The 14,008-nt window shown below is 70.3% G+C and carries 13 protein-coding genes and 1 riboswitch; of the genes, 9 read left to right on the top strand and 4 right to left on the bottom strand.

The window, feature by feature from the left end; genetic code table 11:
• The first annotated feature begins 9 nt into the window (after positions 1 to 9).
• The 3 genes from KGS77_RS23000 to KGS77_RS22990 all read left to right on the top strand — a co-directional run bounded on the left by KGS77_RS23000 (position 10) and on the right by KGS77_RS22990 (position 5,114).
• On the top strand, positions 10 to 678 hold the full coding sequence (locus tag KGS77_RS23000) for a FadR/GntR family transcriptional regulator (RefSeq protein ID WP_242584896.1): 669 nt from the start codon (positions 10 to 12) through the stop codon (positions 676 to 678).
• Positions 679 to 1,032: 354 nt separating this feature from the next.
• Positions 1,033 to 3,051, top strand: a complete 2,019-nt coding sequence (locus tag KGS77_RS22995; protein ID WP_242584895.1) for a cellulose synthase catalytic subunit — start codon at positions 1,033 to 1,035, stop codon at positions 3,049 to 3,051.
• Complete coding sequence (locus KGS77_RS22990; protein WP_242584894.1) at positions 3,048 to 5,114, top strand: kelch motif-containing protein; 2,067 nt, start codon at positions 3,048 to 3,050, stop codon at positions 5,112 to 5,114. The genes KGS77_RS22995 and KGS77_RS22990 overlap by 4 nt, the downstream gene beginning before the upstream one ends.
• A 76-nt stretch (positions 5,115 to 5,190) precedes the next feature.
• Here the strand turns inward: KGS77_RS22990 and KGS77_RS22985 are convergent, their stop codons facing one another.
• Positions 5,191 to 5,796: an ABATE domain-containing protein gene (locus KGS77_RS22985; RefSeq protein ID WP_242584893.1), complete on the bottom strand. Its 606-nt coding sequence runs from the start codon at positions 5,794 to 5,796 to the stop codon at positions 5,191 to 5,193.
• A gap of 58 nt (positions 5,797 to 5,854) precedes the next feature.
• Between KGS77_RS22985 and KGS77_RS22980 the strand changes: the two genes are divergently transcribed.
• Positions 5,855 to 7,294 carry an MFS transporter gene (locus KGS77_RS22980; protein ID WP_242584892.1) on the top strand — a complete coding sequence of 480 codons (1,440 nt, stop codon included), beginning with the start codon at positions 5,855 to 5,857 and terminating at the stop codon, positions 7,292 to 7,294.
• Positions 7,295 to 7,407: 113 nt separating this feature from the next.
• Here KGS77_RS22980 and KGS77_RS22975 read toward each other — a convergent pair whose 3' ends face one another.
• Complete coding sequence (locus KGS77_RS22975) at positions 7,408 to 8,391, bottom strand: glycoside hydrolase family 6 protein (protein ID WP_242584891.1); 984 nt, start codon at positions 8,389 to 8,391, stop codon at positions 7,408 to 7,410.
• A gap of 564 nt (positions 8,392 to 8,955) precedes the next feature.
• Positions 8,956 to 9,033, top strand: a riboswitch (cobalamin riboswitch).
• Positions 9,034 to 9,086: 53 nt separating this feature from the next.
• On the opposite strand from KGS77_RS22975, the gene KGS77_RS22970 reads away from it, so the two are divergent.
• Entirely contained in the window at positions 9,087 to 9,305 is a 219-nt protein-coding gene (locus KGS77_RS22970) for a CbtB-domain containing protein (RefSeq protein ID WP_242584890.1), read from the top strand.
• A 17-nt stretch (positions 9,306 to 9,322) separates the two neighbouring features.
• On the top strand, positions 9,323 to 10,180 hold the full coding sequence (locus tag KGS77_RS22965; protein ID WP_242584889.1) for a CbtA family protein: 858 nt from the start codon (positions 9,323 to 9,325) through the stop codon (positions 10,178 to 10,180).
• A 170-nt stretch (positions 10,181 to 10,350) separates the two neighbouring features.
• Here the strand turns inward: KGS77_RS22965 and KGS77_RS22960 are convergent, their stop codons facing one another.
• A complete protein-coding gene (locus tag KGS77_RS22960; protein WP_242584888.1) occupies positions 10,351 to 10,950 on the bottom strand; it encodes a TetR/AcrR family transcriptional regulator in 600 nt (199 codons plus the stop codon).
• Positions 10,951 to 11,138: 188 nt separating this feature from the next.
• Between KGS77_RS22960 and KGS77_RS22955 the strand changes: the two genes are divergently transcribed.
• On the top strand, positions 11,139 to 11,801 hold the full coding sequence (locus tag KGS77_RS22955) for an SDR family oxidoreductase (protein WP_242587634.1): 663 nt from the start codon (positions 11,139 to 11,141) through the stop codon (positions 11,799 to 11,801).
• 21 nt (positions 11,802 to 11,822) lie between these two features.
• Here KGS77_RS22955 and KGS77_RS22950 read toward each other — a convergent pair whose 3' ends face one another.
• Entirely contained in the window at positions 11,823 to 12,026 is a 204-nt protein-coding gene (locus tag KGS77_RS22950) for a hypothetical protein (protein WP_242584887.1), read from the bottom strand.
• 577 nt (positions 12,027 to 12,603) lie between these two features.
• Here KGS77_RS22950 and KGS77_RS22945 point away from each other — a divergent pair.
• Positions 12,604 to 12,936, top strand: coding sequence for a hypothetical protein (locus KGS77_RS22945; protein ID WP_242584886.1), 333 nt, complete (start codon positions 12,604 to 12,606; stop codon positions 12,934 to 12,936).
• Positions 12,937 to 13,131: 195 nt separating this feature from the next.
• On the top strand, positions 13,132 to 13,911 hold the full coding sequence (locus tag KGS77_RS22940) for an HAD-IIA family hydrolase (RefSeq protein WP_242584885.1): 780 nt from the start codon (positions 13,132 to 13,134) through the stop codon (positions 13,909 to 13,911).
• The last annotated feature ends 97 nt before the right edge of the window (positions 13,912 to 14,008 follow it).

Here is a 14,008-nt window from a genome sequence, read left to right as displayed (position 1 = left end):
AGTCGCGGAATGGCGCGTGACATCCAGGAGCGGATCAAGAAGCTGATCATCGACCGGCGGCTGCCCTCCGGCGCCTCGCTGCCCACCGAGACGGAGCTGATGGAGCTTCTCGGGGTCAGCCGGAACTCCGTACGCGAGGCCCTCAAGGCGCTCCAGGCGATGGGCATCGTGGAGATCCGGCACGGCTTCGGCACGTACGTCGGGCCGATGTCGATGGCCCCGATGACCGAGGGCCTGGCCTTCCGTACGGTCGCGGGCCACCTGCGCGGCGAGGACAGCCTGCGCCAGCTCCTGGAGCTGCGCGAGGCCGTGGAGACCGGCCTGATAGCGCGGCTGGCCGGGCAGGTGCCGGCGGCGGACCTCGCCGAGCTGGAGACGATCGTGGCGCGGATGGCGCGGGAGGCCGAGCGCGGGTCGGTGGAGGCGGAGACCGACCGGGCCTTCCATGCCGCGCTCTACCGTGGCCTGGACAACCTCCTGTTGAGCGAGGTGCTGGACGCCTTCTGGGACGCCTTCCACCGCGTACGGACGGATTTGGCGGATCTGCGTACGGACCCGAAGGTCACCCACCGCCAGCACCGGGAAATCCTGGACGCGGTGCGCGCCGGCGACGCTTTGCGCGCGGAGCGGGCGGTCCGCGACCACTTTGACAACATCCGCCAAAGGCTGCGCAGTTGATGACCGAAGTAATGCACCCTCCGATCCAATGCGTCCATCAATGCACTTCCGTGCCCGGCAAAGACCTCGTTTATCCCTTGCGATCAAGGCCGGATTTTCGGCACCCTGACGTGGGGACCGGAGCCCAACAGGGCCTGGTCCACTGTCAATTGGGGGGAATACCGGTTGCGGTGAACGAGGGGTCGGGGACCCCGGGGCACTGAGAGGGTGCCAGGGCGGGAAACATGCAACCGGAAGGCGGCCGTCCCACGTCCTGGTGCGGGCGGCCGGCACCATGGAGCCCGGGTCGGTCGGGCGGACCGATGACCCGGACCTGACGCCACGCAGCGCGCCTGCGTGCGGGGGGATGGACTCATGACGTCGCCGCCTACCGGCGCCCGGCAGCCGCACCAGTACGAATACGACCCGTCCGCGACGACGCGCCTGCGGGTACCGCGCCAGCACCGGCAGCGGCGGCCCCAGCGGGGGCCGCTGCCGCGCTACGACTACGAGCACTACAGCAGACTCGCCGGTCCGCTCACCGAGCCCGACCCGGACCGCCCCTACAAGGTCCGTTACCGGAGCCTGCTGGCCGACGAGCCGCACCGCATACGCGCGGCGCTGCTCCTCGGCGCCGCTCCCCTGGTCTCCCTCGGCCTGCTGGCCTGGCTGATGCAGCCCGCCCACTGGACCAGGCGCGACCACGCCTCGGACACCTTGCTCGTACTTGACGTCATCATGCTCGTCTCGATCGGCCTGATCGAGTTCTTCCGTACGATGAACGTCCTGTCCAACGCCCATGCCACGCTCGTCGCCCGCGACCCCGTACCGGTCGTCCCCGAGAGCGGCACCCGTGTCGCCTTCCTCACCTCCTTCGTCCCGGGCAAGGAGCCCCTGGAGATGGTGACCAGGACGCTGGAGGCCGCGGTCAAACTGCGGCACCGCGGCCTGCTGCACATCTGGCTGCTGGACGAGGGCGACGACCCGGACGTCAGGCAGGTCTGCGCGCGCCTGGGCGTCCACCACTTCACCCGTAAGGGCATCCCGCAGTGGAACCGCGAGAAGGGCCCGCACCGCGCCAGAACCAAGCACGGCAACTACAACGCCTGGCTCCAGGCGCACGGCGACGCCTATGACTACTTCGCGTCCGTGGACACCGACCACGTACCGCTGCCCAACTACCTGGAGCGGATGCTCGGCTTCTTCCGCGACCCGGACATCGGCTTCGTCATCGGCCCCCAGGTCTACGGCAACTACGACACGTTCGTCACCAAGGCCGCCGAGTCGCAGCAGTTCCTCTTCCACGCCCTGATCCAGCGGGCCGGCAACCGCTACGGCGCGCCCATGTTCGTCGGCACCTCCAACGCCGTACGCATCAAGGCCCTGCAGCAGATCGGCGGGCTGTACGACTCGATCACCGAGGACATGGCGACGGGTTTCGAGATGCACCGCCACCGCAACCCGGACACCGGCCGCAAATGGCGCTCGGTCTACACCCCGGACGTGCTGGCCGTCGGCGAGGGCCCCACCGCCTGGACGGACTTCTTCACCCAGCAACTGCGCTGGTCACGCGGTACGTACGAGACCATACTCAAACAGTTCTGGAAGGCGCCCTTCACACTGCCGCCGGGCAAGTTCTTCAACTACACCATGATGGTCATCTTTTATCCGATGTCCGCCCTCAACTGGATCCTGGCCGCGCTGAGTTGCGCACTGTTCCTGGGACTTGGCGCATCCGGCGTACAGATCGACCCGGCGGTGTGGATGATGCTGTACGGTAACGCATCCGCGCTCCAGATCGGCCTGTACGTATGGAACCGCCGGCACAACGTCTCGCCCCACGAACCCGAGGGCTCCGGCGGTGTGGCCGGCATGGTGATGTCGGCGCTGTCCGCACCGATCTACGCGCGCTCGCTCTTCGACGCCGCGCTGCGCCGCAAGAGCAGGTTCGTGGTGACACCCAAGGGCGACTCCTCCAGTCCCGACACGCTCTTCGGCACCTTCCGGATCCACCTCTTCTTCATCGTGGTCTTCGGCGGCTCCCTGGTCTCGTCCTTCGTCTTCGGCCACAGCCACCCGGCGATGATCACTTGGGCCTCGCTGGCGCTGCTGATCACGGCGGCACCGATCGTCGCCTGGCGCTGGACGCTGCGGCGGGAGCGAAGGGAGCGGCGGGGTCGGCGCGGCAGGGGGGACAGCGGGGACGGGCGGCGGACGCAGCCGGCACCTCCGGGCCCGGGCCCTTCGGAACCGGCCCCTTCGGCTCCGGACCCGGGCCCGGCCCCGGTCCTGGGGCAGCGGCCCGCGCCGCACCCCAGTTGGGCCGCGCCCGGCGACGCCGATCGTATGGCCGACCAGATCACACGGACCGCTCTTGAAGGACGTCACACATGAAGTACCGTCCCAGCCGCCGCACCCGCAGGCTCGCGATAGGCGCGGCCGTGGTGGTCGCGCTGGCCGGGATGAACGGCCCGGCCCTGTTCGGCTTCGCCTCGGAGCGCTACCACCAGTACAAGATCAACCAGCCGGAGTACAAGGCGCGCAACGGCCACTGGGACGTGGTCGACGTGCCGCGGGCGTACCGGATCAACACCATCCACGCGGCGCTGCTGCACACCGGCAAGGTGCTGCTGGTCGCCGGCTCGGGCAACAACGCCGCCAACTTCCGGGCGAAGTCCTTCCGCAGCGTCCTGTGGGACCCGCGCAGGAACACCTTCAAGGACATCCCCACCCCCAAGGACCTTTTCTGCTCGGGGCACACCCAGTTGCCGGACGGCAACCTGCTGGTGGCGGGCGGCACCCAGCGCTACGAGAAGCTCGGCGGCGACGTGAAGAAGGCCGGCGGGCTGATGATCGTCTACAACGAGGACCCGGACGCGCCCAGGACCTTCCCGGCCGGGACGCTGTTCACCGGCAGGCAGAACGGCAAGACGTTCGTCTCCAAGGACCCGGTGCTGGTGCCGCGCGCGAAGAAGACCGTCGACCGGGTGACGGGGAAGGTCAAGGTCACCCACAGCGAGTCCCGCGTCTACGTGGAGGCGCTGCGCCAGGGCCGCTCGTACTCCACCGGCTCCCAGGACAACTACCGCATCCACGGCCTGACCGGCGAGGACGCCCGTAACTTCTACGGCATCGCGCAGAAACTGTCCTTCGACAAGAAGGACTTCCAGGGCATCAAGGACGCCTACGAGTTCGACCCGGTGGCCGAACGCTATCTGAGGGTCGATCCGATGAACGAGGCCCGCTGGTATCCGACGCTGACCACTCTTGAGGACGGCAGGGTCCTGTCGGTCTCCGGACTGGACGACATCGGCCAGGTCGTCCCGGGCAAGAACGAGATCTTCGACCCGAGGACGAAGAAGTGGAGCTATCTGCCCGGGCGGCGTTTCTTCCCCACCTATCCGGCCCTCTTCCTGACCGACAGGGGCCGGGTCTTCTACACGGGTTCCAACGCCGGTTACGGGCCGGACAACGTGGGCCGCGTCCCGGGGATCTGGGACCTGAAGACCAACCGGTTCCAGGTCGTACCGGGCATCAGCGACCCCAAGATCCTGGAGACCTCGATGTCCGTACTGCTGCCGCCCGCGCAGCAGCAGCGGTACATGGTGCTCGGCGGCGGCGGGGTCGGCGAGGACCCCAAGGCCACGGCCAAGACCCGGATCGTGGATCTGCACGCCCCCACGCCGCGCTACAAGGACGGCCCCGACCTGTACGCCAAGGCCCGCTACCCGAGCAGCGTGATCCTGCCGGACGACACGGTCCTGACCACCAACGGGTCGGGCGACTACCGGGGACGCGGCGACAGCAACGTCCTGGCGGCGGAGCTGTACGACCCGAAGGCGGGCACCGCCCGGCCCGTCGCCGACCCACTGGTGGGCCGCAACTACCACTCCGGGGCGCTGCTGCTGCCGGACGGCCGGGTCATGACGTTCGGTTCCGACTCGCTCTACGCCGACAAGGACAACACCAAGCCGGGCACCTTCCAGCAGGAGATCGACCTCTACACGCCGCCGTACCTCTTCCGGGACTCCCGGCCGAAGCTGACGGCGACAGGGACGGCGGGAACGGGGACAGCGGGAACGGGAACGGAAACGGCGCGATCGGGAACAGGTACGGCGACGGGGCCGCGGACCGTACGGCTGGGCGGCAAGGTGACGTACACCTACACGCCCGGGGGCGGCGCGGCACCCGCGCAGCCGGGTCGGGAACCGAATCCGAAACCGGCGAAGATGCGGCTGATCCGCCCCAGTTCGTTTACACACGTGACCAATATCGAACAGCGGTCGATCGCACTGGGCTTCACGACGTCCAAGAACGGTCGCGTCACGATCACCCTGCCCAAGGACCCCTCGCTGGTGCCGCCCGGCTGGTACATGGTCAACGCCGTGGACGACCGGGGAACGCCGTCCGAGGCGGTGTGGCTGAAGGTGCCGGTCGCGGACGTCACGGGGCCATGAGGATCCGTACGGTACGGCCGGGCGGGCACGGCCCGAGGGGCCGTGGTCAGGCGGGGCCCGGTCGAGCCGGGCGCGGTCAGGCGGGCGAGGCACCGCCGGCCGTGGCGGAGCGGCGGAACTGCGCCGCCTTGGCGCGGTTGCCGCAGGTCGCCATCTGACACCAACGGCGGCGCCGGCCAACCGATTTGTCGACGAACCGGGCGCTGCACCCCACCCCGTCACAGATCCGCAGCCGTGCGCGGCCGTCCCCGCCCAGGATCTCGGCGGCGTCGGCGGCGATCCGGTGCAGCGCGCCGGCCCACTCCGTCGCCGGGGGCTCGGACCGCAGCACCGGCACGCCGTCCGCCAGTTCGAGGCGCGGCGGCTCCCCGGGGTCATGGGCGAGCCAGTCGTTGAGCGTACGGACCGCGGCGGGCGGGAACGGCTGCTCGCGCACCACCGCCACCACACCCGCGTCCACGGCCTCGCGCAGCTCCCGGGCCGCCATGAGCGCCCGCTCGTCCACGGCGATACGCCCCTCGCCGGTCAGCCCGGCGGCCTCGCACCACGCCGCGAGGTCCTCGGGCGCGCACAACAGCTCCCGGCCGCCCGCGAACCTGTCCCGGAGCGTGTTGACGAAGTCGATGCTCAGCCGCCCGCCGTACCAGACCCAGCGTGATCGCTGCCGTTGCCGTTCACCCATAACCCCATGTTAGGTTACGGCGCCAGTAACCACATGACCGGTTAGCGAGGTGACGGCGATGACTCAGGCGGGCTCGGCGGCGGACGGCACGACCCGGAGCGGTACGGACGGCAGGGGCGGCGGGAGCGGCAGAGGCGGCGGGAACGGCGCAGGCGGCGAGAACGGCGCGGGCGGCGGTACCGAGAGTCGTACGGGCGGCGTCCAGATCTGGCTGCTCGCCCTGGGCATGTTCGCGATCGGAACCGACCTCTTCGTCGTCTCGGGCCTGCTGCCGGCGCTCGGCGCCGACCTGGGGCTGTCGGCCTCGGCCGCGGGCCAGACCGTCACCGCCTTCGCACTGACCTACGCCGTCGCGGCCCCGGTCCTGGCCGGGCTGACCGCCCGGGCCGACCGGCGGACCCTGCTGATCGGCGTACTGGTCCTCTTCGCGTGCGGAAACGCCCTGTCGGCCTGCGCCCCGGACTTCGGTGTGCTGCTGCTGAGCCGGGTCGTCGCGGGCGCGGCGGCTGCGCTGTTCTCCGCCACCGCGTCCTCGGCCGCCGCCCGGCTGGCCGCCCCCGAGCGCCGGGGCCGGGCGCTGGCGCTCGTGTACGCGGGCATGACCTGCGCCATCGCCCTGGGCGTCCCGCTGGGCAACGCGATCGGCGCGCTCAGCTCCTGGCGCTTCGCCTTCGGCTTCGTCGCCGTGCTGCCGCTGCTCACCGCGCTCGGGCTGGCGGCCTGCCTGCCGCCCCTGCCCGGCCTGACCGCCTCGTCCTCGGCGGCATCGGCGGCGGCGTCAGCCCCGGCGGCGGCGTCGGCCCCGGCGGCTCCGGCCGCCCCGGCGTCTTTCGCTGCCCGCGTCGGGGCCGTACGCATCCGCCGGGCGCCCACCTCGCTGCTGACCACCGCCCTGTGGATCGTCGGGACCTTCGTCGTCTACACCTACCTGGGCACCCTGCTGGAGACCATCGGCCGGGTGGACGCCACGGACCGGACCTGGCTGCTGCTCTGCTTCGGGCTGGGCAGTCTCACCGGAATCCTGGGCGGCGGACGGCTCGCCGACCGCGTACGGCCGGACGCGGCCCTGCCCGTGACCACCGGACTGCTCGCGCTCGTCCTGGCCGGTCTCGGCCCGGCCCTGCACTCCGTCACCGGCGCGGCGGTGGGCCTGGCGCTCTGGGGTGCCGTGCACTGGGCGAGCTTCCCGCTCATCCAGCACCGGCTGCTGGCCATCGGCGGCGACCACGGGGACATGCTGCTGGCGCTGAACAACAGCGCCGTCTATCTGGGGCAGACGGTGGCCGCGGCAGCCGGCGGGTTGCTCATGGGCGCGGGACTGCGTACGTCACTGCCGCTGTTCGGGGCCGGCTGCGAGCTGCTCGCCGCGCTGGTGCTCACCGCCGCCGCGATCCGTACCGCGCGCAGCCGTACGGAGGGCCGTACGGAAGTCCGTACCAACATCCGTACCGACGTCCGTACGAAGACGCGTACTGAAGAGGCGGGACGAAAAGCGTGAGCCGCGGGACCCTCCGTACACCTGGTAAGCCGCCGTACACCTCATGACCCGCGCCGACCGTCACCAGAACAGCCGCCACCAGAAACGGCCCGGCCGGCTACCGAACCAGGCCACTACTTGGCATTGCGGGCCAGCTCCAAGGCGTACCGCGGCCACCACTCCCCCGCCTTGGGCCCGCCCTTGCACGTCCCGTCCGACTCCCCCGGGCGCTTGACCCACAGGTAGGCGTCCACCAGCGGCTCGCCGGTCCTCGTCGTGGGCGGCGTGCCGAGCGCGCGGCCGGGCGGGTTGCACCAGTTCTCCGGGTCGTCCCCGCCCGGCGCCGGGCCGTTGCCGTTGCGCCCGGTGTCGATGACGAAGTGCTTGCCGCCGACCAGGGCGGAGAGCCGCTTGCCGTACTCCGTGTTCTCCTCGGTCGTCTGGAAGTTGGATATGTTGAGCGCGAAGCCGTCGGCCTTGCCGATGCCGGCCCTCTTGAGCGGCCCGGCCATACGAGCCGGGTCCTTGATCCAGTGCGGGTTGCCCGCGTCCAGGTAGACCCTCGTGTGCGGCAGGGCCTTGAGCTTGCCGACGGCCTCCGTCAGCAGCGCGTACCGCTCCTCATGGAACCGCGCGGGCGTGCACGCGTCCACCACGTGCGGCAGCGCGTCCGGCTCCAGGACGACGGTGGCGGGACGGTCCCCTATGCCCTTCAGGACACCGTCGAGCCAGGCCCGGTAGGCGTTGCCGTCCGAGGCGCCGCCTTGCGAGTAGTTGCCGCAGTCGCGGTGCGGGATGTTGTAGAGGACCAGCAGGGCCTGGCGGCCGGCCTTGACCGCGGCCTCGGTGAAGCCGCGCGCCTCGCCCTGCGGGTCGTCGACGCCGATCCATTCGGCGACGGGCCGGGTGGCGATCTTCTCGATCAGCCGGGCGTCGGCCGAGTCGCCCTTCTTGGCGTACGCATCGGCCTGCCGCACCGCCTTGCTGTCCGGATTGACCCAGAACGACGGCCGGATCACGGGCTGTCGGGCCGACGCGGAAGGCGCGCCGCCGTCGCCGTCCCCCGAAGAGGAACACCCGGTCGGCAGGAGCAGCACCGCCCCCACCAACAGGAACACGGTGCCCGGTCTCGTTCCCGGCTTCCGGCACAAGGGCCGTACGGGACCCGGAAGTTTGCCGTACATCCACTCCCCCTCGGAGCACGGGACGTGACCGGTCCCATCCATCGTGGCATACGGCCGAGGGGGGATGCCGACCTGTCGACAAGCTGTTACAGCCCGGCGTCACCGCACCTATTGCGGCCGTGTTCAGACGTTCTAGAGTGGGATACCTGGCCCCAGTCCCCGGTCGGTTTACGGCACACGCGTCGCATCACGCCTCCCGCCGGCGGCAGGGCCACTCCCGCAGCCCTGACGCCGTGGCGGTCGAGGACCGACCGGTCGGCGGTCCAGGGGGGAGCGGATCGTCGGCCGGGCACGGTCCCCCGCATCATGTTGACATGCGCCGGTCCGGCTGCGACTCTCCGAACGACGCACCCTGTCCGACGCACACTCTGGATGCGTCAGTACGTCGGCATACCGGCACATCGGCACTTCAGTACGCCGGCACCTCTACTACGCCGGCACTTCGGTACGCCGGAACTTCAGTACGGCGATACATCAGTACGTCGAGGCGACGGCAGCCAGGAACCCGGTGCGAATCCGGGACGGTCCCGCCACTGTGAGCCCGGGGCGCGAGTCGCCGCGGAGAGTCAGGAACTGAGCCGTCGTCCTCCTGCGCCGGGGCGTGGAAACCCCAAGAGGAGGCAGTTCGGATGTCCCTGCACACCGTCTCGCACAACGATCCCGCGGCCGTGTCCGCCGCCACGACCCGTACCCGTGACTGGCTGATCGTCGGCGCCGCCGTCATCGTCGCGCTCGTCGCGCTGTATGCCGTCTTCATCGACAACGGCTCCCTCATCTCCGCGACCGGCAACTACCTCCACGAGTTCTCCCACGACGGACGGCACCTCTTCGGCGCCCCCTGCCACTGACCGGGGCCGCACGCGCCATGAACGCATCCCCGAACACCGCGCACCCACCGGTGCCCGCACCGGCGCCCACGTCCGCCTCCGCCCCCGCCCGTACGCCGCCGCTGCCGTTGCTGGGGCGCGGACTGGTGGCCGGTGGCCTGGCCGGACTGGTGACCGGACTGTTCTCCCTGCTGCTCGCCGAGCCGCTGATGGACCGCGCGATCCGCGCCGAGGAAGCACGTCAGGCACACGAGGAGCACGCCGGGGCGGCGGGCGGCGCCGTCACCGCGCACCACGAGGAGCTGTTCACGCGGGGCACCCAGCACTTCGGGCTGGTGGTCACCGCCGTCGTCGCGGGCCTGGCCCTGGGCGTCCTCTTCGCCGTCGTCCACCTCCTCGTCCACCGGCGTACGGACCCGGGCGCCCGGCCCTGGTCACGCGCCCTGACCCTGGCCGCCGCCGCGTTCACCGGCGTCGCGCTGCTGCCGGGCCTGCGTTACCCCGCCAACCCGCCGGGCGTCGGTGACGCCGGGACGGTCGGTGAGCGGCAGTTGCTGTGGCTGGCGGCGGTGGTCATCGGCGCCCTGGGGATGGTGCTGGCGTGGCAGGTGCACCGCCGGCTGGCCGGCCGGCCCGATCCCGTACGTCACTCGGCCGTGGCCCTCATCGTGATCGCCTTCCTCGCCCTGCTGTTCACGCTTCCCGGCAACCCCGATCCGGTACCGGTGCCGGCGACCCTGCTGTGGGACTTCCGGATGCTCTCCCTCGCCTCCCACGCGCTGCTGTGGTCCGTGCTCGGTGCGGCCTTCGGCATCCTCGGCCTGCGGGCCGCGGCACGGTCCTCCCCTGCCCGTACGCGTACCCGTACGGCGGCGGATCCGGGCGCGGGCCCGTAACACCAGGCACCGTCACCAGATTCCATGACCAGACCCCGTAACCAGGCCCCGTAACCAGGCCCCGTAACCAGGACGAAAACCCTGCCCACCGCTCTCCCCCGCTCCCCCTCCGACCACCGGAGGCCCGTCCCCCTCCCCGGGCCTCCGGTCCGGAAGAATCGCTGAGCCACTCAAGCCGAACGGGGCCTGAGCAGATCCTCGACGAGGGTGTCCACCACATCGCGGGGGATGCCCGGCCCCGTCAGGGCGCAGTAGACGATCGGTCCGGCCAGAGCGTCGATCGTGGCGTCGGGGGCGAGCTTCGGCGCGATCTCACCGGCGTCGGTTCCGCGCGCCAGCATGTCCCGTTCCCGGTCACGACGCGGACCGAAGTAGCGCTTGTGAAAGCTCTTGGCCGTGCCGGGGTCGTGCTGCGCCTCGGCGATGAGCGCGAGCAGCACCTTGCCGGCGGGGTCGCGGGTGAGGAATCGCGCGAAGCCGCGGAAGTAGTCACGGATGTTCTGCGCCGTGGGCTCCTCCGTCGGGACGGGAAGGCGTTTGTCGCTGTCCTCCACGAGCGTGTCGAGGAGGATCTCGACCTTCGAGGGCCACCAGCGGTAGATCGTCTGCTTGGCGACGCCGGCCCGGCGCGCGATCGCCTCGACGGTCAGGGCGCCGAAGCCGTGCTCGACGAGCAGATCGTCTGCGGCGTGCAGCACGGCCAGACGTGCGGCCTCGTCGCGCCGGCTGCCGGAACGCGGCCTGCGGGGCTGAGAGCTGACTGCGGACATGCCGGACACCATATCCGTCACCGGTTCCCATGGCATTGTCTAGACGCAACGGCGCGTCTAGTCTAATTCCCGGTAACCGCCCTCCCCACGACGGAGCAAATGTGTCCACCACACCCCACGCACCCACCACGTCCCACGCACCCACCGCAACCAACGCATCCACCGCAACCGACCGCCAGGCCCTCGTCATCGGCGCCTCCAGAGGGTTAGGACTCGTCCTCGCCGACGAACTCGCCCGACGCGGCTGGCGAGTCATCGCCACGACGCGCCGAAGCGGCGGCGAACTGCAAGCGGTTGCCGACGCCTGGAAGGGCCGGCTGAAGGTCGAATCCCTGGAGATGACAAGCCCTGGGCAACTGGCCGCACTGCGTGAGCGCTTGGCGGGCCACCGGCTCGATCTGCTGTTCGTCAACGCCGCGATCGACCGGGGAAACCTGCCGATCGACGAGGTCCCGACCGACATGTTCACCGAAGTGATGATCACCAACGCGCTGAGCCCGCTGCGCACCCTTGAGGCCCTGCGCGGACTCGTCGCACCTGGCGGAACCGTCGCCGTCATGTCCTCCGAGCAGGGCAGCATTTCGCGGAACACCGAGGACGGCTACGAGCTCTACAAGGCCAGCAAGGCCGCGCTCAACCAACTGATGCGCAGTTACGCCACCCGGCACGCCGACGACGGACAGACCAAGCTGCTCATCGACCCCGGCCACAATCGGACCCGGCTCGGCGGACCCGGCGCACCGCTCAGCCCCGAAGAGAGCATCCCGGCCGTCGTCGACGTCCTCGAAGGTCAAGCCGGCGCCCCCGGCCTGCAGTTCCTGGACCGCCACGGCAAAACCGTCCCCTGGTAAGGCTCCCGCGCGCATCCCGGCTCAGCGGACATCACCGTCCCCCGGCCCCGTACGGCGCCGCATCCGGCGCAGTACGTACCCTGTCAACGCGAGCCCCGCGCCACCCGCCAGCACCATGGCGACCGCCCCCTCCCGCTCCAGCCCGTACCCCGCCGCCACCCGCTTCTCCGCCAACGCCCCGCCCGGCAGCCCCGCCCCGTGCCCCACGGATGCCGTACGAGCCACGACCCGAACAGTCCCTTCCCCCCTCACAACGTCCCCATCGCAACGAGCGAAGACCGTGTACGACCGACCGGGCACGGCGGAGGAACGCACCCGCGCGTCCCCCACCAGCCCGTCGGCGGCCCGGACCAGCGACACATCCGCGACGAACGCCTCCGACACGGCGGCCCCCGTCCTCCCCCGACAGCCCAAGACCCGCAGGGCCACTTCACCGCCAGGAGTCGTGGCCCCGGGCACAACAACAACCGGCCCTACCGCCCCGCCCGCTCCGCCCGTCGACACATTCCCGGCATACGCGGGCGCCGCCACCGCGCAGGCCCCGGACACCACGAGAACAGCACAAACGGTGATTCTCAACGCGCACATGGCGAACCTCCGAACACTTCCGAAGGTCGGCCCACGCGCCCCCACCCGCATCCGCTACGGCCCACGCCTTACGCCATTCGGGCGACGCCCGCCCCGTACCCGCTCAGGTGCGCCGATGTTCCGCGCGAGAAGATGACCAGCGAAGCGAAGGGGCGCAGCGGTACGGCCGTCAATTCAACGAGCATGTTGACCAAGCGAAGGAAGCACTCGGACAGTGACGACGCCCACCCGCCCCGAAAGCACCTACGGCAGGCTGCGCGTCGGCACCTGGTTGGGAGCGTGCCTCCTGGTTGTGGCCGAGGTCCCACTGGCCTTCGTCACGCTGGTCCAGCTCATGCCCCGCGGTGGCGACGCTGTTGAATTCGACGCGGCTTCGAAGTTCACGTTCATCGGCAACCTCGGAATCGGCTGGGCCGTCGTCTGCCTCGCCCTCACACTTCCTTTCGTGAAGACACGGAGGCTGCGGACCTGGTGGTACGTACCGCCCCTTGCCATGCTCCTGGGGCTGGCGGTGCGGCTTCATTTCTTCTCCCCCTACGGCGGTTGAGCGTGAACGGAGGGGTGTCCGCGTCCTGACGTCCCCGGAATCCGGGCGGTGACGCGGGGTCTCGCGTGGGGGCGCGGGGCGGGGCGGGACGGAGCTGACCGGCTTCGGCATTGCCTCTCGCGCGGAGATCCGGATGCCAGGCGGAATGAATAGCATGGGCATCCCATGGTCACCGCAAGGCAGGAGTCGGCCCCCATGACTGAACGCAAGCCGATCGAATCGTGGCTCACCGACATGGACGGGGTGCTGATGCACGAGGGCATTCCCGTGCCCGGTGCCGACACCTTCATCAAGCGGCTCCGTGAATCCGGCAAGCCCTTCCTCGTACTGACCAACAACTCCATCTATACCCCGCGCGATCTGCACGCCCGGCTGAACCGCATCGGCCTGGACGTGCCCGCGGAGTCCATTTGGACGTCGGCGCTGGCGACGGCCGCGTTCCTCGACGACCAGCACCCCGGCGGTACCGCGTACGTCATCGGTGAGGCCGGACTGACCACGGCCCTGCACGACGCCGGTTATGTGCTGTCCGACGCCGACCCCGATTTCGTCATTCTGGGAGAGACGCGGACCTATTCGTTCGAGGCGCTGACCAAGGCGATCCGGCTGATCAACGACGGTGCCCGGTTCATCGCGACGAATCCCGACAACACCGGCCCCTCTCCGGATGGGGCACTGCCGGCGACGGGCTCCGTGGCCGCGCTGATCACGAAGGCCACGGGGAAGGAGCCGTACTTCATCGGAAAGCCGAATCCGCTGATGATGAGGACGGCTCTGAACGTCCTGGGCGCGCACTCGGAGACCTCGGCCATGATCGGGGACCGGATGGACACGGACGTGCTGGCCGGGCTGGAGGCCGGCATGGAGACGTTCCTGGTGCTGACCGGGCTGACGACGGTGAGCGACATCGACCGCTATCCGTACCGGCCGACGACGGTCGTGGACTCCATCGCGGACCTGGTCGACCGCGTCTGAGGTCGGCTTGCCCGGGGCGCCGTAGCGCGTCTGCCCGGTGGCCCGGAGGTGGTGGCAGGTGGCTGGTCCCCGGGCCCACCACTCGTTCGGGGCAATG

Origin of the sequence: Streptomyces sp. MST-110588 (genome assembly GCF_022695595.1) — a bacterium.
Taxonomy (GTDB): domain Bacteria; phylum Actinomycetota; class Actinomycetes; order Streptomycetales; family Streptomycetaceae; genus Streptomyces.
This window is presented reverse-complemented; position numbering and strand designations above follow the sequence as displayed.